Raw genomic sequence first — 26,009 nt, 5'->3', positions numbered from 1 at the left:
TAATGGTAGTCCGGGAGCAGTTTGAAGCAGATTTAAGCAATTTAAAGGAAGACATCATATCATTGTCGAATGCCTCAGTGAACGCCCTGTTTAAAGCAGTTGATGCGCTATATAACCAGGATTTGGCATTGGCAAACACTATTATTGATGAAGATAAGGCGATCGACAAACAAGAACTTGCTATCAACGAACAAACGATCTTACTCATTGCAAAACAGCAGCCGGTTGCAACGGACTTACGCCGGTTAGTCATCGCTTTGCAGATCACAACTGATATTGAACGGATGGCAGATAATGCAAAAAATATAGCCAAATCAACTCTTCATTTAGGGGAAGATCATCGCCTGACGGTTCATCCAAAAATAAAGGAAATGCGGGATATGGCAGTTGAAATGAATAACATTGCAATGAGAGCGTTCGAGTATGATGATATTTCGATTGCCGGTAAGCTGTCGAAAATGGATGATAATGTTGATCGATTATATGAGTGGGTTATCAAGGATATTTTAAATGAAACGGCCACAAACCCCGAAAAAATTCAGTACGTGATGCAAATGGCTTTCAGTGCCCGTTACATCGAACGATTCGCCGACCATATCACGAATATCGGTGAAAATATTTTATATCTCGTAAAAGGTGAATCGTACAAACTAAATTAAACAATTGAATACTGACAAATGAAAAAAGAGGCTGGGACAAAAGGTTTAAAGATAAATGAAAAGACGAACGATAATTAGGAAAGGAAGCGGGATACGCCGCTCCGGAAATATGCTTCGCTTTCCGCGGGCGGCTGTTAAGCCAACTCGTGCCAAGGCACTTCGTTGTCTTACCTATGCCTCTCTTCCCGCAGGAGTCTCCGCATTTTTCCTCCGCTAACCTTGATTATAGTTCGTCTTTTATATTGGATATATAAGTTATGTCCCAGCCTGTTAATTTGTTATTGTTTCGGCTATTTCGTGATGATCCATGTTGCTTGAAAGGTCAAATTCTCCAAGCTGAATTAATTGGCTGTAGCCTTCGTCTTCCATAAATGACGTAAATGCTCCGGCATCTTCAATAATGTCATTGTCTTCGAGCGTTTGACTGATTTCAGATGGGATGACACCAGACTCTACTGTCAGTGTATAGCTCGTCTGTTCAGTTTCTTCAGCATTCCCGGAATTTTCTTCTTGCTCACCATCTGTGTCAGTATTCTCATCCTCATCAGAAGAGTCTTCCTGGGTGTTCTCTTCACCCTCATTTGTTTCTGCGCTATCCTCTGATTGAACTGAGGCGGAAATGTATTCAGACTCTGTCAGTACATGATAACCTTCCGATTCAACGGTTTTAATCATCTCTTCGGTCGTTAAATTGCCTTGAGCGTCTGATTGTGAATAATCTCCGAAGTAAAAAATACCGAGCATCACAAGACCGGCTGTCAACAGACCAATTGCAAACGAACGAATGGTTTGTTTCATATTTTTCCCCTAACTTTCTGTCTATTTATCGGAATTATGTAATGCGTCATTGGAGAAGTCGTCTGTCAGCAATTCTTCTTCCAAAATCTTTATTTTTTTCTTCATTTGATAGTTTTCCTGCATGGTTGATATTGAAAGTTGTTCAACTTCGCTTTCCAAATCGTCAAATTTATCGTTCATAAAAAACGATAAAATTAATAGGACTACTGCGATGACGATAATGGAAATGATTGCATATATCATATTTCTCCCTCCATTCACCTATCAATACAGTTATAACATAGATTATAAAAAAGAGAAATAATCAATTTTTTCTAATCTGTCAGCTTGAATGTTCCTTAATCATCTGCTATTATAGGAAAGGTCTGAAATGTTATAAATGATTTCTTTTAAAATTGTATTTTCTATTGTCTGGAGGGAAACAAAATGCGCGTAAACATTACATTGGCTTGTACAGAAACAGGCGAACGTAACTATATCAGTACAAAAAATAAGCGAACAAACCCGGAACGTTTGGAGCTTATGAAATATTGTCCACGATTGAAAAAACATACCTTGCATCGTGAGACGAAATAATGCAGTGAATGCTTAAAGCTCTTGTCAATGTGGCAAGAGCTTTCTTATTAATGTGTTGGAGGGATATCATGCGCCAAGGGGTTGATGAATTGCAAAAAACTGAACTTCGGAAAAATATGATAGAGCAATTAAAGAATTTATCGGCATCAGAACGGATCACTATTGAGAAAGCACTGGCAGAACACCTCATGGCCTCAGATAAATGGAAGCAATCCGACAGTATCGGCATAACGGTCTCACACGGATTTGAATGGAACACGAAACCGATAATCGAAGCCGCGTGGTGTGAGGGAAAAACAGTATGTGTTCCCAAATGCTTGCCAAAAGAACGTCAGATGAGTTTCTATAAGCTTATTCACTTTGACCAGCTTGAAATCGTTTACCATCACCTTTTAGAACCCAACCCTCAAATTACTGAAGAAATACCTAAAAACAAGATAGATTTACTCATTGTGCCTGGCGTGCTATTTGATGAATCAGGCTACCGGCTCGGTTTTGGCGGCGGTTATTATGACCGGTTTTTGAGTGACTTTCCAAACCGAACATTATCATTGGCCGCAAACCTCCAACTAGTTAAAAAACTGCCGGCAGAATCTTTTGATATACCAGTGGATAACGTCATAACAGAAGACGGGTTCTTGCTTAAGGGAGGGAAGTAATATGGATACTGCTCGTTACTCGAGACAAATGCTATTTCAGCCAATTCAGGAAAGCGGGCAGAAGGCACTGTCAACAAGTTCGGCACTTGTGGTGGGCGCCGGTGCTCTGGGAACAGTTATAAGTAATCAGCTGGTGCGGGCCGGAATAGGAAAAATTCGGCTTATTGACCGGGATTATGTAGAACTCAGCAACTTGCAGCGTCAGATAATGTTTGATGAGACGGATGTTAAGGATGCAATGCCAAAAGCCGTTGCAGCTAAAAATAAGTTGGAAAAAATTAATAGTCAAGTGGAAATTGATGCAATCATTGGCAATGTAACTGCTGAAAACATCGATGATTTAATAAAAGACGTCGATGTCGTGCTTGATGGCACGGATAATTTTGCTACCCGTTACCTTTTGAATGATGCATGTTTTAAGCATCAGCTCCCTTTCTCATATGGTGGTGTCGTCAGTTCAAGAGGAATGACAGCTTTTTTCGTACCGGGGAAAACCCCTTGCTTAAGATGTATAACAAAAGAAGGGGAAGGTGACGGTCAAACATGTGATACAGTGGGTGTGATTGCCCCGGCAGTAGACATAATTGCTTCCTTTGAAGTGACCGAGACGTTAAAATACTTAACAAATAATCAAGACGCATTGCGAAATACGTTAAAAACGATTGATATGTGGTACAATCGTCACTATGATATGAAACTGACAGCACCGAAAGCTGGTTGTCCAACCTGCCAGAAGGAGACGTTTCCAGCATTAAAAAAGAATGCGCAGAACGAAGAAACCGTCTTATGCGGACGGGATACGGTTCAAATACATCGAACTTCTCAATTAAATTTGGAAAAATGGGAAAGCCAATTAATGAAAATTGGCCGTGTGAGGCGCACACCATTTTTATTAAAAGCGGCAGTTGATGAAGGGGTGGACCTGGTTTTGTTTAAGGACGGGCGTGTGCTTGTTCAGGGCACAGAAGATCCTGTTCAGGCAAGAACGTTGTATGACCGTTATATTGGTTCGTAATGCATAATCTTAGCCATTCCGCAGATAACTATAATTGACATTACATGAGAAAAGGGTGTCAGGAATGAGAATGTTTGCTTTGTTATCAATCGCGGGAACACTTGCTGTCGTTATTTTTAAATGGCGGTTCCGAATTATGAATACACTTCTCGCCGTCAGTTTTCTGCGTAAGGCGATCGTTATGCTATCGATGAATATGCCAGCCATTCGTGAAAAATTGATGCCTAGGTTATTTCAGCGGTGAACAGTTAAATAGTCGTATGGAAAGGAGCTGTTATAGTAAGGTAGCAGCTCTTTTTTTATTTACACGAGACATTAACTTTCGTAATAAACGCAGGTTTCAAGACGATTTAACGGGAAATAGCGCCTCTTTTTTGATATCATGGCGATGTGGGGGGGATTAGATGTATTTGGATGAAAGTTATACAATGTACAAACTGGCATGGCATCTCATCGAACATGATAAGTTTGAATTAGTACATATAAATGAGAACGGTGAATTATGGCTGGAAAAATTTGAAGGGAAAACGTCCCGGGTTGCCCGCTTATTTCATGGCGGTTTTGATTGGAAAAATCATATGAAAAAAGATATCGGGCAGACGTTTCAAAAAGCAAAGGCCATGAAACGATACTTTCGCAGCAAGCATATTGAAGTGCATAATGTCTACATTGATTCTCATACGCCAATAGACGACTGGGAAATCCTGAAAAAAAAGATGCAATTGAACGAAAAAAATCCAATCAGTATGAAAGTTTATTATTTATCTGATAAAGACCGGGAAGAGGAATTGAACAGGTTTCTGACAGCAATAGGAGGAACTTTTGAACCGGCTGAACAAAGTGCAGATAACGCAGAAAAAGAAGAAGAAGTTAATCAGATTCGTGAAAAGTTAACAGGAAAAATCAAGCAGAAAGAGAACGAAATCAAAGATATATTTTCATATGGAAAGCCTTTATTAACGTATATTCTCCTGGCGGTCAATATTCTATTATTTTTTTTGCTTGAAATGAACGGCGATAGTACCTCCCCCGCAAGGTTGATTGAGTTTGGTGCGAAATATAATCCGGCTATCATCGAGGACGGCGAATGGTGGCGAATTATTTCGTCTATGTTCCTGCATATCGGCATTGCTCATATCCTATTGAATATGCTGGCTGTATACTATCTGGGAACGGCGGTAGAACGGATCTATGGTTCCCTCAGGTTTATTGTGATTTATTTTATGGCAGGTATAGGTGGGGGATTAGCGAGTTTTGCCTTCACCACCAATGTATCCGCAGGCGCTTCGGGCGCGCTGTTTGGTTTATTCGGCGCCCTATTATTTTTCGGATGTATTCATAGAAGGATTTTTTTTCAGACAATGGGGATGAATTTACTTATTGTTATAGGAATCAATATTGTGTTTGGATTAAGTGTTCCCCAAGTGGATAATGGAGCCCATATGGGCGGGTTGATTTCCGGATTTGTTGCATCCGCTGTTTTGTATTTGCCGAAAAAAAAGAATCTTATTATTCAAACAGCGGCTTTCATTGTGTATAGTCTCTTGATCGTCGGGTTAGCTGTCTACGGCGTTCAACATAATGAAAGCAGTGCCGAATACCAATTAATGAAAGCTGAGCAGTTGATTGCAGAGGAGCAATATGAAAGAGTTATAGCTGTTGTAACAGAAGGTCTCCAGCTTTCAGATGGATCAGAAAGTGATTTGAAAAGTCATTTGTTATTCCAGCGTGCCTATAGTCAAATCAGATTAGAAAATACTGAAGAAGCAATAGCGGACTTGGAAATATCGGTTGAATTAAATAGTTCATTAGCGGAAGCGCATTATAACCTGGCCGTTTTATACAGCGATAACAATGATTCAACGAACGCTGAAGAACATATTGAAAAGGCATATGAACTAAATCCCCAAAATGAAGATTTTCATGAACTGTATGAGCATATTACCGGTAATAAACCTAACTAAAACGATTAAGCTCCGTTCTATCAATAAAGGCGGAGCTCTTTAATTTGAAAATTTGTCGGGATATTGTTGAATCAACCTTTCTTTTTTTCCGTTCCATTCAAATAACACCAATAAATGATCTTTATTTTTATCAAATAATATCAGGGGTATAAAACTGTTTACTTTTTTGGCATCAGTATTTGAGAGCTTAAGGATATAATTTTTATAAAGGCCTTCCCACAGCTGACCCATAATCTGGTTTGTTTGTTCTTGAGTGAGAGAAGGGAGTGGCTCGTTGTTGAATTTGTTCAGATCGCTCAGAGGAATTTTCCAGTAGGCGTTTTCATCAATAGTATAATGTTCCATAAGCTGTTTCCAATGATGTTTTAATTGTTGTTCTGTCGTATGATTTAAAAGCTCAGCCCATTCTTTTTCCGCATCGTCTGCGGCTGATTTAAATGATTTAAGACGTGTACCTGGTGAGTCAATGACATACAGTTGGTCGTAAGTCATCTGGTGAATGCTTTTAATTTGGTCATCAGGATAATGAACTTCACCGTGATGAAATGAAATTGACTGAAAAAAATTGCTGTCTTCACCGCTGAATTTTTCTTTAATACTAATAAGATCGGTATTTTCCTTCCATTTGCTGCGTATTCCCATCAGCTGGCCGTTTTTGTATAATAACGAGGCGTCCTGTCTGAGATAAAGCTTTTGTTCACTAACGGATTGGCTCTTCCAAAGCATTTCATAAGAGTCGCGCGTTGTTTCAGAAATCAGCTTCAGCACTGTACTGGTCTGATCAAAGTCTACAGTTGCATCTTCGGGAAAATATGTAATGGCCGGTGCTGCGTCATCTTCCCATAAATATAGTAGCAGGAATGTGCTGACCACAATTAAAACTAATACATACTTCTTCATCCTTATCCATCCTTTAAGCTTTAACTTCCATTGTATGAATGGCTTTCACAAATTTAGCAGCTCTTTAATCTCTAGTTGAAGTAAACTGCGAACCAGTGAAAATTCTTTTTTTGATTTCAGTAAGTGCTGAAATCCGCTCCGGCAATATACTTCGCTTTCCATGGGCACGGCCTCAGCCTCCTCAGAAAGCAAAGACCGCTTTCTTGCGGGGTCTTCGGACACGTGCTGTTCCCATAGGAGTCTACGCATATTGCCTACGCTGGGGATGCTTACTGTCTCTGTAGCACTATGCGACCAAGCCAACCATAGCGAAGGAAATACACGGAGACTTCTGCGGGAGCAAAGGCATAGGTGAGACACTGAAGTGCGCCAGCACGAAGAGGCTCACCAGCCGCCCGCGAAAAGCGGAGTGTATTTCCGAAGCGGCGGACGAGGCACTAACTAGTTCGCAGTTTATGGATGTTGTGTCACAAACAATAATTTTTTAGTACACAGTCTTATATGAATGGCTTTTCACAATAATGTATGAAACTGTTTGTCCCAATATGTCTCCTTTTGAATAGAAAGGAGGTGTTCAGCCAGACTATGAGTGACTTCTTATAAAAAGGTGATCGAATGCAAAAAGAACAAAAACCATTATTTTCTTCATATACAAAAAATGTGTCATACATAAAGGAACGGCTGGCTGTTGATAAAAGTTTTGATATCATCCATCTGGATTTAAAGTATGCGGGCCGAAATATGGCACTATTTATGGTTGATGGCTTTGCCAAGGATGAGATTTTGCATTATATAATGCGTATTCTGGCACAATTGGAACCAGAACAACTGGAACCTGCTCCACTTGAAAAATTGTTAAAAACCTATATTCCTTATATCGAGGTCGATCATGTTAAAGATTTGAATCAAGCTTCAGATCTTGTGCTTGGCGGACCGGCAGCATTAATCGTAGAAGGTATTGACGAAGTAATCATGATTGATGCGCGGACTTATCCTGTCCGTTCCCCACAAGAACCTGACCTTGAACGAGTGGTCAGAGGTTCGAGAGATGGGTTTGTTGAAACAATTGTATTTAACACGGCGCTCATCAGACGGCGCGTGCGGGATCGTTCGTTGCGAATGGAGTACATGCAAATTGGAAGGCGTTCGATGACTGATATTTCGATTTGCTATTTGGAAGACATTGCAGATCAGAAACGTGTTGACGATACAAAAGAAGTATTGGAGAAGATCGATACAGATGGCCTGGCAATGGCGGAAAAAACAATTGAGGAGTATGTAAGCGGCCGGCATTGGAACCCGTATCCGAGCGTCCGTTATACCGAAAGGCCTGATACGGCTGCCGCACATTTATTTGAAGGGCACGTGCTGATAATTATTGATGGATCGCCAAGTGTGATGATAACTCCCGCCACGTTCTGGCACCATCTTCAGCACGCGGAGGAGTACCGGCAGAAACCTTTAGTTGGTGCATATTTAAGATTCATTCGTTATTTTGCGGTTTTTGCCTCAATATTTGTACTTCCGTTGTACTATCTCCTCGCGGTTCATCCCGAGTATCTTCCGGCTGAACTTTCATTCATCGGCTTAAACGAAGAAGGGACAGTTCCACTGATTGTGCAGTTTCTGTTGGCGGAAATAGGCATTGATGTGTTAAGGCTCGCTGCAGTCCATGTGCCTTCTTCTCTGGCGACAGCGCTTGGTCTGGTTGCAGCAATATTAATCGGTCAAGTTGCAGTCGAAGTGGGTCTGTTCTCATATGAAGTAGTCCTATATCTGTCCATTGCTGCGATTGGGACATACGCCACGCCAAGCTATGAACTTAGTCTGGCAAACCGTCTCATCAGAATGTTTCTTTTATTGATGACCGCGATGTTTGGTATGACCGGCTATGTCGCGGGAATTACGCTTTGGCTGTTATATATCATGCGGATGTCTTCGTTTGGGATTGCCTATTTTTGGCCGTTGCTTCCGTTTTCATTTAGAGCATTCCGTGATGTTTTGATCCGATCGCCAATACCGTTAAAAAATCGCAGACCTATTTTCTTAAACCCAAAAGACCCTGACCGTTGAGGCCAGCGGTCTTTTTATCGTGTGACCAGCATGGGTTTATAACCTTTCTGACACGGAAGACCACTGAGAAACTGGCAGAACAGTTTTAGTTATTCATTAATTCCTCTTTATTTGGTATAATATAATTTGGTGATTTTATATGGAAACGGTACATGATGTGCGGCAATTACTAAAAAGATTCGGTACAATTATTTACATTGGAGACAGAAGGGCAGACCTTGAATTAATGGAAAGTGAAATAAAAGAATTGTACCAGATGCAATTCATCGGGTCTGAAGACTATCAAAAGGCTTTGTTGGTGCTTCGAGGAGAGGCTAGACGTCTGCGTGAGGCCAAAGGAGAATAATAATGGAAAAGCCAATCATTGGGATTGATATTGGGGGCACGACTGTGAAAATGGGCCTCATCGATCATGAAGGAAACATTATATCGAAGTGGGAGATACCCACTAATAAAGCTGATAACGGCACTTTCATCGTTTCGGATATATGGAAGTCGATCAGCAGCAATGTTGATAAAGGTACCATAAAAGGTATTGGGATAGGAGCGCCCGGTTTTATTGACAGTACTTCCGGCCATGTTTATGAAGCCGTCAATATTGGATGGAAAAATATAGATTTGTCGAGCGAAATGCACTCATATTCCGGGCTTCCAGTTTATGCTGCAAACGATGCGAATGTTGCTGCATTAGGTGAGAACTGGAAAGGGTCCGGCAACAGGACAAAAAACCTTTTTGCTCTGACATTGGGCACCGGTGTAGGTGGAGGTGTGATCGTAAATGGAGACATTTTAGACGGTGCGAACGGCACAGCAGGTGAAATCGGTCATACTACAGTTTTTCCTGATGGTTATCTTTGTAACTGTGGCCGAAGAGGATGTCTTGAAACAATTGCTTCAGCTACCGGTATGGTCCGGCAAGCGTTGGAAAAAATTGAACAGAATCCTGAAAGTGAGCTGGCTGAAAGATACCGTTTGAATGGATCTATTACGACTCGCGATATTGTTGAACTTGCAAAGAATGGCGTCAAATCATGCAGTGATATTATGGCATATACTGCTGATGTCCTGGGATTTTCAATTGCAAATGCTGCTGTAATTCTAAACCCATCGAAAATCCTTATCGGCGGTGGCGTCTCAAAAGCAGGTAATGATTTCATTCAGCTTATTGAAGAGGCTTTTCGCCGGTATGCGTTAAGACGTGTCAGTGAAGGCTGTGAACTTAGGTCGGCCCAACTGGGCAATGATGCAGGGATTATAGGCGCTGCTTTCTTAGTCGAACAAAATATCGAAAATAGGACTTTCTAGGCTTTATTTTTTTGAGAAAATTCTTTAAAATAACATTTCGTTAACATTATAATTTTATGTGAAACATTTATTGATGGAATGCGTCATATATAAGTGAAGGGTAACGGTATGTTTTAAATTTATTTAAATTGGGAATTTTTAATATAGCAATCATTTGTGATACAAGGTCAAATGGTCGTTCGGGGAGGAAGTTAAAATGGACTTTAAAAAGTTCAAAATACCTTTGTTTATCCTTGCCACACTTTTATTCGGAGTTAAAGCGTATATAATATACCGCTTTGCTTTCAATATGGAATTGGAAAACCAAATGCAGGAATTTATTCTGCTCATAAACCCATTCGTCTCTGCTTTTCTAATTTTTGCAGTCAGTGTCTGGTTTAAGAAACAGTCGCGTCAAATGGCATTTTTGCGCTATACGGCTTTAATAGGAACACTCATTTTATACTTTAATCTTGTGTTTTATCGATCATTCAACGATTTCATTACAATGCCGCAATTATTCCAGGCAAGCAATATGGGTGATTTGGGTTCAAGTATCCTGACATTGATTGAATTCTATGATCTCTTATTCTTCCTCGATATTGCGCTTATATGGTATTTAAGCAAGAAAAAACCGGAATTAATGGCAGTGAGCTATCAAAAAAGCGGCAAAGTCTTTGCGTTAGCCATGTCATTTTTGTTGCTGGCGGGAAACTTTTTCCTTGCCGAAATGGAACGTCCGCAATTGTTTACCCGTGCATTCGACCGTGAATATCTTGTGAAAAATATTGGATTATTTAACTATCACATCTATGATGCAGCCGTCCATTCCCGGGTTAAAACACAACGGGTTTTTGCCGATGGAAATGAGTTGCCTGAAATAAAAGACTATGTGGATAAAAAAGTAGAAAGTGATGAAAAATCGCCATTGCACGGTATCGCCGAAGATAAAAATGTTATCTTTATCACGCTTGAATCGATCCAAAGTTTTGTTATCAACAATGAAGTGAATGGGGAAGAGATTACACCATTTTTGAATAGCCTGGTCGGTGATGATAGTACGTATTATTTTGAGAATTTTTATCATCAGACACAGCAGGGAAAAACGTCAGATTCTGAGTTTTTGATTGAGAACTCACTATACCCTCTGTCACGGGGAGCTGTCTTTTTTACGCATGGAGAAAATGAGTACCATAGCATGACGGAGTTTTTAGGTGAGGAAGGTTATAATTCAGCAGTTTTTCATGCTAACAACAAGAGCTTCTGGAATCGTGATCAAATGTACCAAAGTCTTGGTGTAGATCATTTTTATGGAGAAGAAGCATATGAAATTAATAATGAAAACTCAGTTGGCTGGGGTTTGAAAGACAAACCGTTCTTTGAACAGTCAATTAAGTATTTGCAATCAATGGAAGAGCCGTTTTATTCGAGATTTATTACACTCACGAACCACTTTCCATTTGAACTTAGTGACGAAGATAGCTCAATTGAAAAATATGATTCAAATTCAAGCACATTGAATAATTACTTTCCAACCGTTCGCTATATGGACGAGGCAGTTAAGCAATTCTTTAACCAATTGAAAGCATCCGGCCTTTATGAAGACTCTGTCATCGTTATGATGGGAGACCACTATGGAATAAGTGAAAACCATAACAAAGCTATGAGTGAGTTTTTAGGAAAGGATGAAATCACACCATATGACCACGTGCAATTGCAGCGTGTGCCAATGTTTGTCCACATTCCAGGTCACGGAGATGGAAAAATTATGTCGAAGGTGACGGGACAGATTGATGTAAAACCGACCATATTAAATTTGCTTGGTGTCTCTGCCGAAGAGGATATTCAATTCGGTAATGGTATGTTCATTAATGACCGTAAAGGGTATATCGGTTTGAGAAACGGCGATTTTATCAGCGAGGAATATGTATCAACCAGTGGTGTCTGTTACAACAGAGAGACTGGCACGCCAGTAAAAACAGAAAAAGAAAAGAACGCTTCAACAGATCGTAAGTCTGAAGCAGAAGCAAATAATCAGCCCGGACATGAAGAAGGATCGCCATGCATGCCAATCAAACAGCAAGTCGAAAAGGAATTAGAACTATCTGATCAACTGATATACGGTGATTTATTCAGGTTTGTTGATTTTCCCGGAGAGAAAGCGAGCAATGAATAAGCACGCCCAAAACTGGCCCGATATAGGGTCAGTTTTGTATATTAGAATAATAAATAAAAAAACTAACTATAATAGTTAGTTTTTTTATTACATATTGCCTAATTCTGTTATGATGGTGGCAATCGAAAAGAATCCGAAAACCAGAACGCTTACTGCTGAAAAACCAAGTGCGAATAAATTTTTAATTTTAAGCTGACGTATGACAGAAACGATTGCCAGCAGTGTTACAAGCAAAAAAATAAGTGCCAAAACCATTTGAAATACATCCTCCTTATTGTAGCGCGTGCAACTTGTTTGTATTGTTATGTAATCAACTGTTTTCTATACTTATTTTATAGTATAAAATGAGTTTTGTCGAGATATAACCTAGTTTAATGAGTAACTATTTATAAACGGAGGGGTTCGTAATTAATATAAAACGAATTGAGGCAGGCCCGCTGGGAACGAATTGTTATATTCTGCATGAAGATACATACGGACTGATTGTTGATCCGGGAGGAGATCCTGAAAAAATTATTCAGTATCTGACTGTTGAATCCATTGTACCTGAAGCTATTCTTTTAACACACGCACATTTTGATCATATTGGCGGTGTGAGCGAATTAAGAACATATTACAATATTGACGTATACCTTCATGATAATGAGGCCTCATGGCTGGAGAATTCTCAATATAACGGTTCGTCCATGTTTATGGGGACGGAGATTACAACTGATGCTGCAGAGCAATCTTTAACTCCGGGCAATAAACAAATAGGCGGTTTTCCAATGGAGATTGTGCATACGCCAGGGCATTCGCCGGGGAGCGTCAGTTTCATATTTCATGAGCACGCATGTATTGTGAGTGGCGATGTTTTATTCAATAACGGCATCGGCCGAACAGATTTGCCGGGCGGAGATATTAATAAGCTGGAACGGAGCATCCGCGATTCGTTGTATCAGCTTCCGGGGTCTTTTACAGTGTACCCGGGTCACGGCCCGGAAACTACTATTGAGAATGAAAAACAAAGTAACCCTTTTTTCAAAGCTTAGAATATAAAAAAGTCAGCCATTCTTAATGGCTGACTTTTTAGGGGGGATGTGCTCTGCTCTTTTGTTGGTTAGGGATAAAAGTTAAGCTACTGTCTTTAGTATAAACATTTAGTTAACACTATGTCAACAGTGTTAACCAAAAAATAAAAAAACCCTGTAAATTTTATGTAAGCAGGGTTTTTTTGGTACTGATTAACTTATTAATGCCCGAATCCCGGTACCAGTATAAACTCAGAATACCAAGTGAATCCGACCATAAAAATGGTACAATAAGCTCCGAATAAATACATATACATGCGTTCAGATAATTTCAGATAGCTTACTGCCAGGAAAAATGCTGTTTGAACAAGGAACAGCAATGCCACGTTAACCATTTCTCCAACGTAAAACATAACTGTAAATATACCCGTCCAAAAAGCAAGGACCCTAAACATCCGATCCATCATTTTCCCCTCCTTTTAGTTACCTTATAGGTGTTATTATAAACGAGCTAATGAATAATGTAAACAAATCGCACTAAACAATTGAAAGTTTTGCCACGTATGAGCAATTTTCACAGCCGTTAAACATGTTTTCAGTCTCCATTAATTCAATATCATCAAACAAGGCTTCGAACATCCCTTTTATAAAGGCATGGTGCATGCGGCAGACCATAGCATGGTTTTTATCAATAATTTCTTTAAAAGGACAGTTATTAATCTGGAATGAAACACTGTTGTCTTTCGCATCGTACTGAAATTCCGGGTACATACCGAGCATTGTTCCAGCATCTTCAAGTATCTTCAGTTTCTGTTCGGTGTTCAAGTTGATTGAAGGTATACGCTGATATTGCTCAATCATTTTGGCACCATACTTATAACCTGTCTGATAAAGCGCTTGTCTGCCGGGTTCTCCCAGTTCAATAAATGATTCAAGTGCTATTGAGGAAAGCAGTTTGTAATCCCGATGCGGAAAATGAAGATCAATTACTTCATCTGAGAGTTTGTAAAGTCTGCTGGGACGGCCGCCTCTTCCGGTTTTTTCTGAATACGATTCCACCATATGAATGTCTTCAAGCTTAGATAAGTGCAGCCGTGCTACGTTGGGATGTATATTAAATTCTTTAGCTATGCTGGCAACGGAAACTTCCTGATGATGTTTGATCATATACTGATAAATGTTGAATCTGGTTGGGTCACTAAGTACGCCGGTTACTTTTAACGTTTGTTCCATCAGAACCACCTCGCAATCATGATAGTTCCATTATAGTGAAAATTCATGAACAATTGGTGGTTTGCCTCTGATTGTTGAAATTTGTACACAATATGACTGTACGATTAGGTTAACACGAAATGACTGTTTTATTCTGCCTCGTAATGAAAGTAATCATTCAGGACAGTGATTGCACCTGAGTCTGTTTCAATGGTAAAGATGAGTCTGTATTCGTGTTCATTCAGTTTTCCGTATTCTACCACGACTTCCCCTTGCGGAAAGGAGTATGAAATGGCATCATACGGTTCAATCCTGTCACGGATCGTTTCTTTCGCTTGAATCCGTGCCATTTGAAATAATGATTCAATCTTAATTTGTTCGGTCTGATTATGCGTTATATGCGTTTCATTTTGGTACAAGTTAACACTGGAGCTGATAATAATTAATGAAAATGCTATAAAGAACAGAACATAAGGAAGGATGAAGCCTTGTTGATTAATTGTATGCGACAATGGTTTTTTCATATTGATCACCATTTATTGTTGTTATAGAAGCACGCACCCCAAAGGGAGAAGGAGTAAACTTTACATTCTGAACCTCACGCAAATAGATTTCAAAACCGTTATTGAGCCGACGTACAATGCGGTCATCATATTTTTGAAATGTTGCTGTTGAGCCATCTGCCATATCCAGGGTGAGTTTACGCGGTTCAATGGTTAAGTCGGAAGCTGAGATAACTTCATCGCGCAAGTAATTGAAAAATTGCTGTACTGATAACGCGTCGTAATTTGAGTCGATATTCACAGCTTTTGCAAGGTAAATCGCAAAAGGAATCGTTGTAAAGATGATACTGATCATGAGCAGTATTGAAATAAATGTAACACCGCTTTCATCCCGCCGGAAGGCCGTATATGCAGAATTGCTTTGTTTTATTTTGAACATTGTGCCACTTAACACATCCTTTCACTAGTCTTCCTTCATACGTCATACGAAATTGAGCTTCATCCCCGTCAATGGTTTTAGTAAAGTGATGCGGGAGGCTGGTGTTCGCCTCCCACAAAAAAGGCTGCAGTTCATCGTGCAGGCTGTTTGCCATAAGACGCTTCTGTTGCTGGTTTGCACGCTCATTTTGCAATAAATTCATCGCCGGGACGAGTGTGGTTATAATCATCATGAGAAGGCTGACAGCAACAAGTGATTCAATTAATGAAAAACCTTTATTGTTTCTCAATGTAACACCGGCCTTTCCCCAGGGGGCAGATGACGTTATAGTGCTCGTTCAATGTATGGATGGCAAACGTACCTGATTTGCGCAGGTTCCCAGATTCATTGAATGTAATCACTTCTTTAAATGTGCGTGTGTTTATCCGCCATCCTTCAGGGATTTTTCTTTCCCTGAATAACTTATCTCTATGTTTGATTGTGTAATAACCAGGCACCGCAAATGACATTTTGTATATTGATTTTGAATTGGAAGCCATTGATTGCATAAACAATAAATCCATCTCCAGTGTATTCAGAAAAGTTTCTTCGGTTTTTGTTTCCAGCACCGAAGATTTTAACGGTGCACTTAAAAGGATTAAAACTGAGAGAACAGCCAGAACGAATATGACTTCAATAAGGGTGAAGCCGGCCTCATGCTTCATTCCGTTACCGACACCTCACCTGAATCGATGTCGATGCTCAAGCCAGTACCATCGGGACATGTTTGCTGATCTTCAGTAATATAGTCATTGTCCAATAAATCCTTCAAACTCGGGCGTGCTTTCTCCTCAATATAATAAGCGTCCGCCTGAGCCTGGACGACACTGACAAGTGCACTGCAGCCTTTGTCATAGACTTCTTCGCTTTTATCGCCCAGATTCGGAACGATTAAAATAATTAGCACTGAGATGATCATCAGCACGATGAGCATCTCGATTAATGTAAAACCGCGTTGATTGTTAAACATCGATTGCATCTCCTTTTTAAATGGTATTGATTAACTGGAACATCGGCCACATGAGAGCCATGTAAATGAAAACAATCAGACTGGCCAAGATGAGAAAGAAAATCGGTTGAATGTAAGTAATGGCTTTCATAATTTTGCGGTGCATCTCTTCCGTCTGGAATTCGGCATAAATAGCTAAATCCTTTTCCAGCGCTTCTTTATCTGCATTTTTTTGGAAAATGAGAGAGATTTGGTTGTCAATAAAACGCATGCTGCCAAGCATACTTGTGATGTAAATCCCTTTGGATAACTCTGAGGTCAATAAAGCGGCATAGTGGGCAAGAATGGGCTGTTTTTTCTGCTTTGCCATATTTTCCAGTATTTCCTTCATTGATAAACCGGTTGTTAGAAGTGAACTGAGGTGGGAAGCAAATAGAAATGATATCTCCATCGTTTTATAATGACGGTAAACTGGAAGCATGCTGTACAATTTGATGCGGCTTTCAATGCTGATTTTTTTCTCTTGAAATCGCCACAACAGGAAAAACGATCCTGAGGTTAAGCTCATAAGTAACAAAAAAGTAAGCGTCATATCAATAAAACTCATTGTCAGCATAATAATTGAAGATGTTTCATTGCTGTTTTGAAACAGGTCAACAAACGAAGGGAGGACTGACTGTTTGACAAAATATAGCAAAATCGCAAACACGATGAGCAATATAAGCGGGTATCGGACGGATTCCTGAAACTTTTTCATATATTGCATGCGCTGTTCAAACATTGCGACACACGTTGTAATACTGTTTTGAAGGTCACCGTTACTTCGCACAAAATACAAATAGGCCGTTATCGATTGTCTGAAATGAAGCTCCTCCAGCGCTTCATCAAAATGCTTTCCCGATTTAAGTGATGCCTGTACTGATGAAGCTGCTGATTTTAATTGTGGGTCCCATTGAAGGATTTCGAGTGCCTGAATGATTGGATAGCCATTTGCCAGCAATCGGGATAGCCGGGTTAGAAATCGCAGTTGCAATTCATTTTTAGGTCCCTTATTCCTTGAGTGATGAAAACGTATCTTCTGCCATAAATCCATATGCAAAAGCCTTCTTTCGTAAATGATCAAATGTATGAAAATGTTCCGCTTCTGTTGTCGTTTGTCCGCTGATTGTATCTTCCAGCAGTTTGCCATCCAGCAGTTCCATAATGGCGGCTCGCCTGACGACATTGTGGCCGACTTCGACCGGGATTAACTGCAGGGCTGCTACGGCTATTAAGGACTGCTGCAAGTATGCTTTTTTTAATCCCATTTCAACTAAACGATGAATGGTGCCCGCAGCATTTTTGGCATGCAGTGTGCTTAATACTAAATGACCAGTAAGCGATGCATCAAAAGCAAATTGCGCAGTGAACCGGTCTCGAATTTCCCCAATCATAATGATGTCAGGATCGTGTCTTAAGGCGGCTTTAAGCCCGGTTTGATAGGTAACACCTGCTTTTTCATTAACCTGAACTTGCAGAATGTCACTGATTTCTTTTTCGATTGGATCCTCCAGTGTAATGGTCTGATACGACTCTTCCTGCAAAATGTTTTCCAAAAGTGCATATAAAGTGGTTGTTTTGCCACTTCCTGTCGGTCCGGTCAGCAGAATAATTCCGCTGCGGTTGTTTATCCACTTTTTCAGCTTTCTTAATTGGCTCGGGAAAAGGAACAGTCTATCAAGGGTAAGATTATCTTCCTGCGGGAGGAGACGGATTGCCAGGCTTTCGACATGACTGACGGGCAACGTGGAAAGACGCAGTGCAAATTGCTGATGAAGATCTTCATGGATGATGGTGCCATTTTGAGGCTTACGGACTTCACCTATATCCATTCCTGATGTAAACTTAAAATAAGTCAGTAATAACTGGTATTGGGCTGTTGAAATTGTCTGATGAAGCGTTCGTTTTCCAAATACACGGAAGTAAACGTTGACATGATCGGAGAAAGGGTAGAAATGAATATCCGAAGCATTAATGCGGACAGCAGATTTGAGAAGTTTATCCGAGAGTCCTGGAGCTGTGTTCAATCATTTTTCACCTCCTTTATGTCATTATATTCGACATGTTTCATCAAACTCCTTCTTTTTTTGCAAATTATTTTAAAAAATTTTTAAGGCAGGTTATAACCGTGAAAACAATTTATTTAACAGGATTTATGGGAAGCGGAAAAAGTACGGTAGGTGAGTTGCTGCACCGTAAAACAGGTGCACAGTATTTAGATACAGATCAGCTGGTTGTTGAAAAATATGGTGCGATAGCAGCGATCTTTGAAAACGAAGGCGAAAACCAATTTCGTCATTATGAAACGGAAGTATTAAGAGATATTCCTGAAACAGGTTATATCGTTTCGACGGGTGGGGGGATCGTGGAAAGAGAAGAAAACATAACACTTATGAATAAAAGTGGTTTGGTGATCTATCTTGACACGTCCTTCGAAGAGGTTGCACGCAGACTCGGTAATGACACGGAAAGACCTTTATGGGGCAAAACTGTACTGGAGAAAAAGAAATTATATAAGCGACGTTATGAATGGTATACGGAAACTGCTGATATAAGGATTTCCACAGATGGCAAATCGCCAACAGAAATTACAGATGAAATTATGGACTATTTGACTTAAACAGACGTTTGAATCTGAATAGTCGTACATATACTGGGATATACTAGCATTACAAGACTGCAGCATAGAGGTGACCCATATTTCTTTCAATGATTATGTTAAATATATAACACAGCAATTTACTTCCTATATTGATACGCCGGCAGAAGAGAAAAAGGGCAGGCGCCAAAACAGCAAAAGTGTTACACCTGTCTATTCCAGCAGGTGGCTGGGAGTAATCCCTTTTATATTAAAAGCAGCTAAGAAAAACATGAATTGAAAAGCCCGTTAAGTTGGGCTTTTTTTGTTTCTAAACCGCATTTTCCGCTAAGTAAAATAGACCGCCATTAATAACGTCGAATTTTATATAGGGAGAGTACCGCTTTTTTATTTCGCTAATTTCTTTCTGCATTGTTTCTTCATCGGTTTTGTTTTTATAAAAATGGCTTAACAAGTCGATTTCTTCCGCCATCGTTTTCTGTGATTGTAAAGCCCAATCGTGATCCTGATCATCCACGTACGTTTCAAGAACTTTTTCAATTCGTTTGAATCCGCTATGCAGCTTAATCATTGGTGTAATGGTATAACAATAATCAGAGATCGTGTTTTGCAGCTCTTTATACTGTAATTCTTCCATCATTTTCAAACGCATTGTGCCGTTAACAAGATGAAGTCCTATTGAAACCATTTCATCTTTTTTCTGTTTCCCTTGGTAGCTGATTTTGATATTTGCAATGAGCCACGGGAACAGGGCCTGATTTTTATATGTTTCAACGCGTTCAAACAGTTTCGTATATTTTTCATGGTCACGTAGATGATTGACAATTTGATGCAGACGCGGACTGCCATAATGAATCCATTCATGTTTGCCGTCACGCTTTTCCGGGTTTGTAATTAAGGTCAGTTGTTTTGGCTCACCGGGATGCCCCATCTTTTTGATATAGTGCCAATAAAAAGGCCGGTTCATTAACGCACGATCCATTTCCTCAGTCAACTGGACGGTTAACATACCATTTTGGTTCAGCACGATTTCACAGTGGTGTGCAGTGAAATAATCATATAAAAAAGTGTGTAAATCGTTAATTTCCATAATGCTCCTCCTGTTCGGCCTGCTGATGTGTCAAATTTATAACAGACGAAAGGTTATTTAATTTTATTTTAGCTTCGCCTGATGACGAGGACGTGGAAAATATTGATTGTATTTCGGATTCAATATCGTTTATGTTTAATTCGGCAAGAATACTGTCCAGGTTACCGATAACTTGTTCAAATAATTTAATTTTCTCATACAAGAGTGTCATAATATGTTCTTCAACGGTTCCGCGGATGGCCATATTAAAAATATGGACGTCATTTTTCTGACCGTATCGGTGAACTCTGCCAATGCGCTGTTCAAGACGCATCGGATTCCACGGGAGGTCGTAGTTAATTAAATAGTTGCAGAATTGGAGATTGATGCCTTCTCCACCGGCTTCCGTTGCAATCAACACCTGTGCCTTAGTTTCAAATAACTGCCTCATCCAGTCCTTTTTGCCTTTGTTAAAACCTCCCCTGTATGGAACGGATAAAATACCATTCTCCTTGAGGTACCATTGCAAGTATACTTGCGTTGCCCGGTATTCGGTAAAGATAATTACTTTTCTATCGTTGAATTGCTTGATTAACTCAACTGTTTTCGCAGCCTTCACATGCTGGGGGAGCTGTTCGATTGCTGTTGTTATAGGTTCTACTTTTTGTTCTGTGTTGGCATTGATCATTTTCTTTAATGACAAGTAACAAGCTTCGCGTGATGAACACAGTTCTCTGAGCAACGTTATTTTTGAAAAGGCAGGAAAGGTATCGGTTGAATTGTCCAATTGCTCATAAACCTTCTTTTCTTCACTGCCGAAATCGAGCCAAATGGTTTCAATATTGCGCTTGATGTGATCAAACTGGGTGTTTTGCCGTGTGTTTCGTATCATTACTTTTTGAACGAGCTGTTTTAAATAGGCATCTTCTTTTAAGCTATTACGGTCTTTTCCATATTGTTTTAAAAAGGAATCGTAGTCCCCAAGATGTCCGGGCTTTAATATAGATACAAGATTAAAAATTTCGACCAGCCGGTTTTGGACGGGGGTTGCTGTCAGCAACAGGCAGTATTTTTTCTTTAAGGATTTTACAAATGCAAAGTTTTTTGTTTTATGGTTTTTAAGCTTATGTGCTTCATCAACCAGCAGCATGTCATAATCTTGTTCGAGTATTTGTTCACGGTGGGGGGACCGTTTGGCGGTATCAATCGATGTAATAATTACATCATATTGATCCCAAGGATAACTTTTTCGGAATGTAACAGCTGGGATGTAAAATTTTTCATTAAGTTCTTTCGCCCATTGATTCACTAATGAGGCAGGGACGATAATCAATGCTTTTTTGACTAAGCCTCTCAGCATGTATTCTTTTAAAATAAGACCTGCTTCAATTGTTTTCCCAAGACCCACTTCATCGGCTAAAATTGCACGACCGTTCATTTCTTCTATTGCTTTTCTTGCGCTCGAAATTTGATGTTCCATAAAATCCATCTGAGGCAAATAATCCAATGCTTTTAAGCCTTCAAATGATGGTGCCATGGTTGTCAGGGCAGCCTGATAATTCATTTGAAAAAGTTTCCACGACGAAAATGGTCCTTCTGTATGGAGAGTCTCTTCAAACTCATTTACAAAAGAGGTGTCTTTTTGAATATCTATGTGGCGCATTGTGAACTCCTTTTACATAAATTAATGATTTTATGAATGTTTATATGATATAATACGAGTGATATAGATCATCTCAGGTTCTTACATAGTATAACCAAAACAATAAATATCATTATGCGAATGATTGCAAGGGGAGAGTTTACTGCTTATAAAAGCAGTAACGCCGAAGGAGCAAGCGATTTTGTGAATCTCTCAGGCAAAAAGACTCTTGCAGGACGCGGCTCTGGAGAGTGTTTACATCGTAAACCACCCACGAAGCAAGCACTTTGCCCGTAATGAATCCGGTTTCAAAAAGTGTGCAACTTTCTGGTTGAAGGACAGAGATTCCCTTATAACAGGGAGTCTCTATTTTTTGTGTCCAATTTCGGCTGAAATGGAAGGCCAAATTCTTAAGAAGGAGCTGGAGCTATGAGCGATTTAAAACGAACACCGTTGTTTCCTGAATATGAAAAATGGGGAGGCAAGACGATTGATTTCGGAGGATGGGAGCTGCCGGTTCAATTCAGTGGTGTTAAACATGAACACGAAATTACACGAACAAAGGCAGGGTTGTTTGATGTGTCCCATATGGGCGAAATTATGGTTGAAGGACAGGACAGTCTGCCGTTCCTGCAAAAAATGATTACAAACGACATTTCAAAATTGACCCCAAAACGTGCAAAATATACGTTTATGTGTAATGAAGACGGCGGAACGATCGACGATTTCATTGTTTATATGCTTGATACGAATAAATATTTACTCGTCGTCAATGCCGCTAATACTGAAAAAGATTTTGAGTGGCTGGTTGAACATAAAGAAGGCAACGTTGATATTAATAATGTCACAGAAGATTATGTTCAACTGGCGTTACAGGGGCCGCTTGCTGAGAATATCCTGCAGCGATTGACGGATGTACCACTAAATGAAATAAAACCATTTCGATTTGAAGATCCTGTTTATTTCACCCAAGCAGATGCATCTGCAATTGTTTCGCGGACAGGTTATACAGGGGAAGACGGTTTTGAAATATATCTCAAGGCGGAAAAAGGGCGAGCGCTTTGGCATTCAATACTTGATTCAGGCAAGGACGAGGGGCTTGAGCCAATCGGTCTTGGAGCTCGTGACACACTGCGTTTCGAAGCAAAATTACCACTGTATGGCCAGGAAATTTCTGAAACAATTTCGCCTGTAGAGGCCGGGATGAAATTTGCTGTTAAAGTTGACAAAGAACATGATTTTATTGGTAAAGAAGTGCTTAAAGAGCAAATCGAAAATGGGCCCAAGCGAAAACTTGTCGGTATTGAAATGATTGATAAAGGAATCCCCCGCACTGATTATAAAGTTTTTGCAGGGGAAACAGAGGCAGGGTTTGTCACAACCGGCACGCAGTCACCAACTTTAAAGAAAAATATTGGTTTGGCACTTGTAGACAGTCAATACGCAGCATTGGGAAACGAACTGCATGTGCAAGTGCGAAAGCGAATGCTTAAGGCGGTTGTTATTGAGACGCCATTTTATAAACGGAAGTAAGAAGGAGGAGATGATTAAATGGAATTTCGCTATTTGCCTATGACTGAAACAGATAAACAAGAAATGCTCGATGCCATCGGTGTTGATTCCACCGAGGAACTATTTTCGGATATCCCGGAGAATGTTCGGTTTAAACAGGAGTTAAACTTGAAAAAACCTGCAAATGAATCAGCATTAATGCAAGAGCTGACAAAACTGGCAAGCAAAAATGCCAACCTGAAGGAATATACCTCCTTTTTAGGGGCTGGTGTCTATGATCACTATATTCCCTCTGTTGTTGACCATGTTATTTCACGTTCAGAATTTTATACAGCCTATACACCCTATCAGCCGGAAATTTCCCAAGGTGAATTACAGGCGATTTTTGAGTTTCAAACAATGATTTGTGAATTGACAGGTATGGAAGTTGCAAACTCTTCTATGTATGATGGCGGAACAGCTTTGGCTGAAGCTGTCACGTTAAGTGCAGGCCAGACAAAACGAAAGAAAATCCTTGTATCTAAAACAGTCCACCCCGAGTCACGCGCAGTAATTCATACGTATGCCAAAGGTCAAAACCTTGAAGTCATTGAAATTGATCACCAAAGCGGTATAACTGATCTTGAGCAGTTGGATAATGAGATTGATGATGAAACGGCAAGTGTTGTGATTCAGTATCCGAACTTTTTTGGGCAGATTGAACCGATGAACGATGTACAGGAAATTATTCGGAAGCAGAAAAAGACGATGTTTCTTGTCTCAAGCAATCCGTTAGCTTTGGGGTATTTAACTCCTCCGGGTAATTTTGGTGCTGATATTGTTGTAGGCGATACCCAGGTATTTGGCATCCCGGCTCAATTTGGGGGACCGCACTGTGGTTATTTTGCCACAACCGATAAATTAAAGCGGAAAGTTCCCGGGAGATTGGTCGGACAAACAACTGATGAAAATGGTGAACGTGGCTTTGTTCTGACACTCCAGGCGAGGGAACAGCATATCAGACGTGATAAAGCGACATCTAACATCTGTTCCAACCAGGCATTAAACGCCCTGGCCAGTTCAGTTGCGATGAGTTCCATCGGCAAACACGGTCTCCGCAAAATGGCAGTTTTGAATATGCAAAAAGCACGCTATGCAAAACAGCAACTTGAAAATATAGGGATAGCTGCTTCATTTAATGGTCCGTTTTTTAATGAATTGGTTGTGAAGCTTTCTGAAAGCGTGACGAATGTAAATGCAAAACTTTTGGATAAAGGTATAATTGGCGGTTATGATCTGGAGTTTTACTATCCGGAACTCGCCGGGCACATGTTAGTAGCTGTAACTGAAAACCGTTCAAAAGATGAGATAGATAACTTGGTAAAAGAATTGGGGGATATTAATGGCTAAGACTGATTTTCCGTTAATTTTCGAACGCGGCAAAGAGGGCAGGACGAGCTACAGTTTACCGGAGATGGACGTTCCGGAAATAAATTTGGAAGATGAATTTGATGAAGCATACATCCGTCAAGAAGCTCCTGGTCTGCCGGAAGTCAGTGAACTCGATCTCATGCGTCATTATACGGCACTCTCGAACCGTAACTATGGCGTCGATTCCGGATTCTATCCGCTCGGGTCCTGCACCATGAAATATAACCCGAAAATAAATGAAGATGTAGCAAGGCTGGCAGGATTCAGTCACATTCATCCTCATCAGGATCCAAAAACGGTGCAGGGCGCGATGGAAATAATGTACGATTTGCAAACGTCGCTCAGTGAAATAACAGGGATGCATGACTTTTCGCTTCAATCGGCCGCCGGTGCACAAGGCGAGTGGAGCGGGCTGATGATGATTCGTGCCCTCCATGAGAAAAACGGTGAGTTCAATCGCACCAATGTGATTGTTCCGGATTCTGCTCATGGTACAAATCCGGCATCGGTCACCGTTGCTGGGCTTGATGCTGTAACGGTTAAAACAAATGAGAATGGCTTAGTGGATATTGAAGATTTAAAACGTGTCGTGGATGAAGATACAGCAGCTTTAATGTTGACAAACCCAAACACCCTCGGGTTATTTGAGACCGAGATAATGGAAATGGCGGAAATTGTTCATGGGGCAGGCGGAAAACTTTATTATGATGGTGCTAACCTCAATGCTATTATGGGATTTGTCCGTCCCGGAGACATGGGATTTGATGTTGTGCACCTAAACCTGCACAAAACATTTACCGGACCACATGGCGGCGGCGGACCTGGCTCAGGACCAGTCGGCGTAACCGAGGAATTTGCGCCTTTTTTGCCGAAACCGGTGCTTACGAAAAAAGACAGTGAATTTGTATTTGATTATGACCGCCCTGAATCTATCGGCCGGATAAAGCCGTACTATGGCAATTTCGGTATTTATTTGCGGGCTTACACGTATATTCGGACAATGGGCGCTGAAGGCCTTAAGAAAGTAAGTGAATACGCAGTCGTGAATGCAAACTATGTAATGCGCAGATTGGAAGAGGAATATGCATTGCCATATTCCCAGCACTGTAAGCATGAATTTGTTATATCAGGTAAAAATCAGAAGCAACTGGGCGTTCGCACATTGGATATCGCCAAGCGACTGCTTGATTATGGCTATCACCCGCCGACAATCTACTTTCCGCTTAACGTGGAAGAAGCCATGATGACCGAACCAACCGAAACTGAATCAAAAGAAACATTGGATGGGTACATTGAAGCGATGCTGGCCATTTCCAGAGAGGCGAAGGGCGATCCGGAACTCGTACAGGAAGCTCCGCATGAGACCCCTGTAAGACGTATGGATGAAACAACGGCTGCACGCAAACCGATATTGCGTTATCAGCCTTAAACCCGAGAGAGACAAATAAAATGGACGGAGATAAGCATCTCCGTCCATTTTAT

Annotated in this window: 31 protein-coding genes and 2 riboswitches; of the genes, 16 read left to right on the top strand and 15 right to left on the bottom strand. The window is 40.4% G+C overall.

Going from position 1 to position 26,009, the window contains the following annotated elements; all coding sequences use genetic code 11:
- The first annotated feature begins 2 nt into the window (after positions 1–2).
- A complete protein-coding gene (phoU, locus tag BMZ22_RS02925; protein ID WP_090081069.1) occupies positions 3–659 on the top strand; it encodes a phosphate signaling complex protein PhoU in 657 nt (218 codons plus the stop codon).
- Between the two features lie 270 nt (positions 660–929).
- Here the strand turns inward: phoU and BMZ22_RS02920 are convergent, their stop codons facing one another.
- Positions 930–1,457, bottom strand: coding sequence for a hypothetical protein (locus tag BMZ22_RS02920; RefSeq protein WP_090081065.1), 528 nt, complete (start codon positions 1,455–1,457; stop codon positions 930–932).
- A 21-nt stretch (positions 1,458–1,478) separates the two neighbouring features.
- Entirely contained in the window at positions 1,479–1,700 is a 222-nt protein-coding gene (locus BMZ22_RS02915; RefSeq protein ID WP_090081058.1) for a hypothetical protein, read from the bottom strand.
- A gap of 183 nt (positions 1,701–1,883) precedes the next feature.
- Here BMZ22_RS02915 and rpmG point away from each other — a divergent pair, with 183 nt between their 5' ends.
- The 5 genes from rpmG (at position 1,884) to BMZ22_RS02890 (ending at position 5,671) form a co-directional block, all read left to right on the top strand.
- A complete protein-coding gene (gene rpmG, locus BMZ22_RS02910; RefSeq protein ID WP_090081053.1) occupies positions 1,884–2,033 on the top strand; it encodes a 50S ribosomal protein L33 in 150 nt (49 codons plus the stop codon).
- Positions 2,034–2,101: 68 nt separating this feature from the next.
- Positions 2,102–2,692 (top strand): 5-formyltetrahydrofolate cyclo-ligase, encoded by a 591-nt coding sequence (locus BMZ22_RS02905; protein WP_245745180.1) that lies wholly within the window; start codon positions 2,102–2,104, stop codon positions 2,690–2,692.
- A gap of 1 nt (position 2,693) precedes the next feature.
- A complete protein-coding gene (locus tag BMZ22_RS02900; RefSeq protein ID WP_090081047.1) occupies positions 2,694–3,707 on the top strand; it encodes a ThiF family adenylyltransferase in 1,014 nt (337 codons plus the stop codon).
- Between the two features lie 64 nt (positions 3,708–3,771).
- Positions 3,772–3,951, top strand: a complete 180-nt coding sequence (locus BMZ22_RS02895) for a hypothetical protein (RefSeq protein WP_090081043.1) — start codon at positions 3,772–3,774, stop codon at positions 3,949–3,951.
- Between the two features lie 160 nt (positions 3,952–4,111).
- A complete protein-coding gene (locus tag BMZ22_RS02890; protein WP_090081040.1) occupies positions 4,112–5,671 on the top strand; it encodes a rhomboid family intramembrane serine protease in 1,560 nt (519 codons plus the stop codon).
- A gap of 39 nt (positions 5,672–5,710) precedes the next feature.
- Here the strand turns inward: BMZ22_RS02890 and BMZ22_RS02885 are convergent, their stop codons facing one another.
- Positions 5,711–6,571 (bottom strand): hypothetical protein, encoded by an 861-nt coding sequence (locus BMZ22_RS02885; RefSeq protein ID WP_090081036.1) that lies wholly within the window; start codon positions 6,569–6,571, stop codon positions 5,711–5,713.
- A 615-nt stretch (positions 6,572–7,186) separates the two neighbouring features.
- Between BMZ22_RS02885 and BMZ22_RS02880 the strand changes: the two genes are divergently transcribed.
- From BMZ22_RS02880 to BMZ22_RS02865, 4 genes are all read left to right on the top strand, one after another.
- The gene (locus tag BMZ22_RS02880) at positions 7,187–8,644 is read left to right on the top strand and encodes a spore germination protein (protein WP_090081031.1); all 1,458 of its coding nucleotides are present in this window, start codon (positions 7,187–7,189) and stop codon (positions 8,642–8,644) included.
- Positions 8,645–8,783: 139 nt separating this feature from the next.
- On the top strand, positions 8,784–8,990 hold the full coding sequence (locus tag BMZ22_RS02875; protein WP_090081027.1) for a YqgQ family protein: 207 nt from the start codon (positions 8,784–8,786) through the stop codon (positions 8,988–8,990).
- A gap of 2 nt (positions 8,991–8,992) precedes the next feature.
- Entirely contained in the window at positions 8,993–9,949 is a 957-nt protein-coding gene (locus BMZ22_RS02870) for an ROK family glucokinase (protein WP_090081024.1), read from the top strand.
- Positions 9,950–10,145: 196 nt separating this feature from the next.
- On the top strand, positions 10,146–12,104 hold the full coding sequence (locus tag BMZ22_RS02865) for an LTA synthase family protein (RefSeq protein ID WP_090081019.1): 1,959 nt from the start codon (positions 10,146–10,148) through the stop codon (positions 12,102–12,104).
- A gap of 87 nt (positions 12,105–12,191) precedes the next feature.
- Here BMZ22_RS02865 and BMZ22_RS02860 read toward each other — a convergent pair whose 3' ends face one another.
- A complete protein-coding gene (locus tag BMZ22_RS02860) occupies positions 12,192–12,359 on the bottom strand; it encodes a DUF2759 family protein (RefSeq protein ID WP_090081014.1) in 168 nt (55 codons plus the stop codon).
- 152 nt (positions 12,360–12,511) lie between these two features.
- Here BMZ22_RS02860 and BMZ22_RS02855 point away from each other — a divergent pair, with 152 nt between their 5' ends.
- Complete coding sequence (locus tag BMZ22_RS02855) at positions 12,512–13,135, top strand: MBL fold metallo-hydrolase (RefSeq protein ID WP_090081009.1); 624 nt, start codon at positions 12,512–12,514, stop codon at positions 13,133–13,135.
- Positions 13,136–13,335: 200 nt separating this feature from the next.
- Here the strand turns inward: BMZ22_RS02855 and BMZ22_RS02850 are convergent, their stop codons facing one another.
- From BMZ22_RS02850 to comGA, 9 genes are all read right to left on the bottom strand, one after another.
- Positions 13,336–13,578 carry a DUF2626 domain-containing protein gene (locus BMZ22_RS02850; protein ID WP_090081006.1) on the bottom strand — a complete coding sequence of 81 codons (243 nt, stop codon included), beginning with the start codon at positions 13,576–13,578 and terminating at the stop codon, positions 13,336–13,338.
- 73 nt (positions 13,579–13,651) lie between these two features.
- Positions 13,652–14,347, bottom strand: a complete 696-nt coding sequence (locus tag BMZ22_RS02845; protein ID WP_090081002.1) for a helix-turn-helix transcriptional regulator — start codon at positions 14,345–14,347, stop codon at positions 13,652–13,654.
- 128 nt (positions 14,348–14,475) lie between these two features.
- On the bottom strand, positions 14,476–14,850 hold the full coding sequence (gene comGG, locus BMZ22_RS02840) for a competence type IV pilus minor pilin ComGG (protein ID WP_090080999.1): 375 nt from the start codon (positions 14,848–14,850) through the stop codon (positions 14,476–14,478).
- Complete coding sequence (locus tag BMZ22_RS02835) at positions 14,822–15,268, bottom strand: ComGF family competence protein (protein ID WP_090080994.1); 447 nt, start codon at positions 15,266–15,268, stop codon at positions 14,822–14,824. Before BMZ22_RS02835 ends, comGG begins: the two co-directional genes overlap by 29 nt.
- Positions 15,216–15,557 (bottom strand): competence type IV pilus minor pilin ComGE, encoded by a 342-nt coding sequence (gene comGE, locus BMZ22_RS02830; RefSeq protein WP_177183337.1) that lies wholly within the window; start codon positions 15,555–15,557, stop codon positions 15,216–15,218. The genes BMZ22_RS02835 and comGE overlap by 53 nt, the downstream gene beginning before the upstream one ends.
- The gene (gene comGD / locus BMZ22_RS02825; RefSeq protein WP_090080986.1) at positions 15,544–15,972 is read right to left on the bottom strand and encodes a competence type IV pilus minor pilin ComGD; all 429 of its coding nucleotides are present in this window, start codon (positions 15,970–15,972) and stop codon (positions 15,544–15,546) included. The genes comGE and comGD overlap by 14 nt, the downstream gene beginning before the upstream one ends.
- Entirely contained in the window at positions 15,969–16,277 is a 309-nt protein-coding gene (comGC, locus tag BMZ22_RS02820; RefSeq protein ID WP_090080979.1) for a competence type IV pilus major pilin ComGC, read from the bottom strand. The genes comGD and comGC overlap by 4 nt, the downstream gene beginning before the upstream one ends.
- Positions 16,278–16,293: 16 nt before the next feature.
- A complete protein-coding gene (gene comGB, locus BMZ22_RS02815) occupies positions 16,294–17,349 on the bottom strand; it encodes a competence type IV pilus assembly protein ComGB (RefSeq protein ID WP_090080976.1) in 1,056 nt (351 codons plus the stop codon).
- Positions 17,306–18,322: a competence type IV pilus ATPase ComGA gene (gene comGA, locus BMZ22_RS02810; RefSeq protein ID WP_090080973.1), complete on the bottom strand. Its 1,017-nt coding sequence runs from the start codon at positions 18,320–18,322 to the stop codon at positions 17,306–17,308. Before comGA ends, comGB begins: the two co-directional genes overlap by 44 nt.
- 101 nt (positions 18,323–18,423) lie before the next feature.
- On the opposite strand from comGA, the gene BMZ22_RS02805 reads away from it, so the two are divergent.
- The gene (locus tag BMZ22_RS02805; protein ID WP_177183336.1) at positions 18,424–18,915 is read left to right on the top strand and encodes a shikimate kinase; all 492 of its coding nucleotides are present in this window, start codon (positions 18,424–18,426) and stop codon (positions 18,913–18,915) included.
- 70 nt (positions 18,916–18,985) lie between these two features.
- On the top strand, positions 18,986–19,174 hold the full coding sequence (locus BMZ22_RS02800; RefSeq protein ID WP_425434266.1) for a YqzE family protein: 189 nt from the start codon (positions 18,986–18,988) through the stop codon (positions 19,172–19,174).
- Positions 19,175–19,204: 30 nt separating this feature from the next.
- On the opposite strand, the gene BMZ22_RS02795 is transcribed toward BMZ22_RS02800, so the two are convergent.
- Together BMZ22_RS02795 and BMZ22_RS02790 are read right to left on the bottom strand one after the other, a co-directional pair.
- Positions 19,205–19,984: a YqhG family protein gene (locus tag BMZ22_RS02795; protein ID WP_090080963.1), complete on the bottom strand. Its 780-nt coding sequence runs from the start codon at positions 19,982–19,984 to the stop codon at positions 19,205–19,207.
- On the bottom strand, positions 19,974–21,626 hold the full coding sequence (locus BMZ22_RS02790) for a DEAD/DEAH box helicase (RefSeq protein ID WP_090080959.1): 1,653 nt from the start codon (positions 21,624–21,626) through the stop codon (positions 19,974–19,976). The genes BMZ22_RS02795 and BMZ22_RS02790 overlap by 11 nt, the downstream gene beginning before the upstream one ends.
- A gap of 120 nt (positions 21,627–21,746) precedes the next feature.
- A riboswitch (glycine riboswitch) is annotated at positions 21,747–21,844 on the top strand.
- Between the two features lie 3 nt (positions 21,845–21,847).
- Positions 21,848–21,949: riboswitch (glycine riboswitch) on the top strand.
- 85 nt (positions 21,950–22,034) lie between these two features.
- Between BMZ22_RS02790 and gcvT the strand changes: the two genes are divergently transcribed.
- From gcvT to gcvPB, 3 genes are read left to right on the top strand one after another with little or no spacing between them, the layout of a single operon-like run.
- The gene (gene gcvT, locus BMZ22_RS02785) at positions 22,035–23,138 is read left to right on the top strand and encodes a glycine cleavage system aminomethyltransferase GcvT (protein ID WP_090080957.1); all 1,104 of its coding nucleotides are present in this window, start codon (positions 22,035–22,037) and stop codon (positions 23,136–23,138) included.
- Positions 23,139–23,156: 18 nt separating this feature from the next.
- Complete coding sequence (gene gcvPA, locus BMZ22_RS02780; protein ID WP_090080954.1) at positions 23,157–24,506, top strand: aminomethyl-transferring glycine dehydrogenase subunit GcvPA; 1,350 nt, start codon at positions 23,157–23,159, stop codon at positions 24,504–24,506.
- Entirely contained in the window at positions 24,499–25,956 is a 1,458-nt protein-coding gene (gcvPB, locus tag BMZ22_RS02775) for an aminomethyl-transferring glycine dehydrogenase subunit GcvPB (RefSeq protein ID WP_090080949.1), read from the top strand. The genes gcvPA and gcvPB overlap by 8 nt, the downstream gene beginning before the upstream one ends.
- Positions 25,957–26,009 lie beyond the last annotated feature (53 nt).

The organism is Lentibacillus persicus (genome assembly GCF_900112705.1).
GTDB lineage: Bacteria > Bacillota > Bacilli > Bacillales > Amphibacillaceae > Lentibacillus > Lentibacillus persicus.
Note: the sequence above shows the minus strand (reverse complement) of the source record. Positions and strands in the feature narration are given on the sequence as shown.

Excerpts from the sequence above, each read along its gene's own strand:
- phoU (WP_090081069.1), top strand. The coding sequence starts at position 3 with ATGGTAGTCCGGGAGCAGTTTGAAGCAGATTTAAGCAATTTAAAGGAA.
- BMZ22_RS02920 (WP_090081065.1), bottom strand. The coding sequence starts at position 1,457 with ATGAAACAAACCATTCGTTCGTTTGCAATTGGTCTGTTGACAGCCGGT.
- BMZ22_RS02915 (WP_090081058.1), bottom strand. The coding sequence starts at position 1,700 with ATGATATATGCAATCATTTCCATTATCGTCATCGCAGTAGTCCTATTA.
- rpmG (WP_090081053.1), top strand. The coding sequence starts at position 1,884 with ATGCGCGTAAACATTACATTGGCTTGTACAGAAACAGGCGAACGTAAC.
- BMZ22_RS02905 (WP_245745180.1), top strand. The coding sequence starts at position 2,102 with ATGCGCCAAGGGGTTGATGAATTGCAAAAAACTGAACTTCGGAAAAAT.
- BMZ22_RS02900 (WP_090081047.1), top strand. The coding sequence starts at position 2,694 with ATGGATACTGCTCGTTACTCGAGACAAATGCTATTTCAGCCAATTCAG.
- BMZ22_RS02895 (WP_090081043.1), top strand. The coding sequence starts at position 3,772 with ATGAGAATGTTTGCTTTGTTATCAATCGCGGGAACACTTGCTGTCGTT.
- BMZ22_RS02890 (WP_090081040.1), top strand. The coding sequence starts at position 4,112 with ATGTATTTGGATGAAAGTTATACAATGTACAAACTGGCATGGCATCTC.
- BMZ22_RS02885 (WP_090081036.1), bottom strand. The coding sequence starts at position 6,571 with ATGAAGAAGTATGTATTAGTTTTAATTGTGGTCAGCACATTCCTGCTA.
- BMZ22_RS02880 (WP_090081031.1), top strand. The coding sequence starts at position 7,187 with ATGCAAAAAGAACAAAAACCATTATTTTCTTCATATACAAAAAATGTG.
- BMZ22_RS02875 (WP_090081027.1), top strand. The coding sequence starts at position 8,784 with ATGGAAACGGTACATGATGTGCGGCAATTACTAAAAAGATTCGGTACA.
- BMZ22_RS02870 (WP_090081024.1), top strand. The coding sequence starts at position 8,993 with ATGGAAAAGCCAATCATTGGGATTGATATTGGGGGCACGACTGTGAAA.
- BMZ22_RS02865 (WP_090081019.1), top strand. The coding sequence starts at position 10,146 with ATGGACTTTAAAAAGTTCAAAATACCTTTGTTTATCCTTGCCACACTT.
- BMZ22_RS02860 (WP_090081014.1), bottom strand. The coding sequence starts at position 12,359 with ATGGTTTTGGCACTTATTTTTTTGCTTGTAACACTGCTGGCAATCGTT.
- BMZ22_RS02850 (WP_090081006.1), bottom strand. The coding sequence starts at position 13,578 with ATGGATCGGATGTTTAGGGTCCTTGCTTTTTGGACGGGTATATTTACA.
- BMZ22_RS02845 (WP_090081002.1), bottom strand. The coding sequence starts at position 14,347 with ATGGAACAAACGTTAAAAGTAACCGGCGTACTTAGTGACCCAACCAGA.
- comGG (WP_090080999.1), bottom strand. The coding sequence starts at position 14,850 with ATGAAAAAACCATTGTCGCATACAATTAATCAACAAGGCTTCATCCTT.
- BMZ22_RS02835 (WP_090080994.1), bottom strand. The coding sequence starts at position 15,268 with ATGTTCAAAATAAAACAAAGCAATTCTGCATATACGGCCTTCCGGCGG.
- comGD (WP_090080986.1), bottom strand. The coding sequence starts at position 15,972 with ATGAAGCATGAGGCCGGCTTCACCCTTATTGAAGTCATATTCGTTCTG.
- comGC (WP_090080979.1), bottom strand. The coding sequence starts at position 16,277 with ATGTTTAACAATCAACGCGGTTTTACATTAATCGAGATGCTCATCGTG.
- comGB (WP_090080976.1), bottom strand. The coding sequence starts at position 17,349 with ATGGATTTATGGCAGAAGATACGTTTTCATCACTCAAGGAATAAGGGA.
- BMZ22_RS02795 (WP_090080963.1), bottom strand. The coding sequence starts at position 19,984 with ATGGAAATTAACGATTTACACACTTTTTTATATGATTATTTCACTGCA.
- BMZ22_RS02790 (WP_090080959.1), bottom strand. The coding sequence starts at position 21,626 with ATGCGCCACATAGATATTCAAAAAGACACCTCTTTTGTAAATGAGTTT.
- gcvT (WP_090080957.1), top strand. The coding sequence starts at position 22,035 with ATGAGCGATTTAAAACGAACACCGTTGTTTCCTGAATATGAAAAATGG.
- gcvPA (WP_090080954.1), top strand. The coding sequence starts at position 23,157 with ATGGAATTTCGCTATTTGCCTATGACTGAAACAGATAAACAAGAAATG.
- gcvPB (WP_090080949.1), top strand. The coding sequence starts at position 24,499 with ATGGCTAAGACTGATTTTCCGTTAATTTTCGAACGCGGCAAAGAGGGC.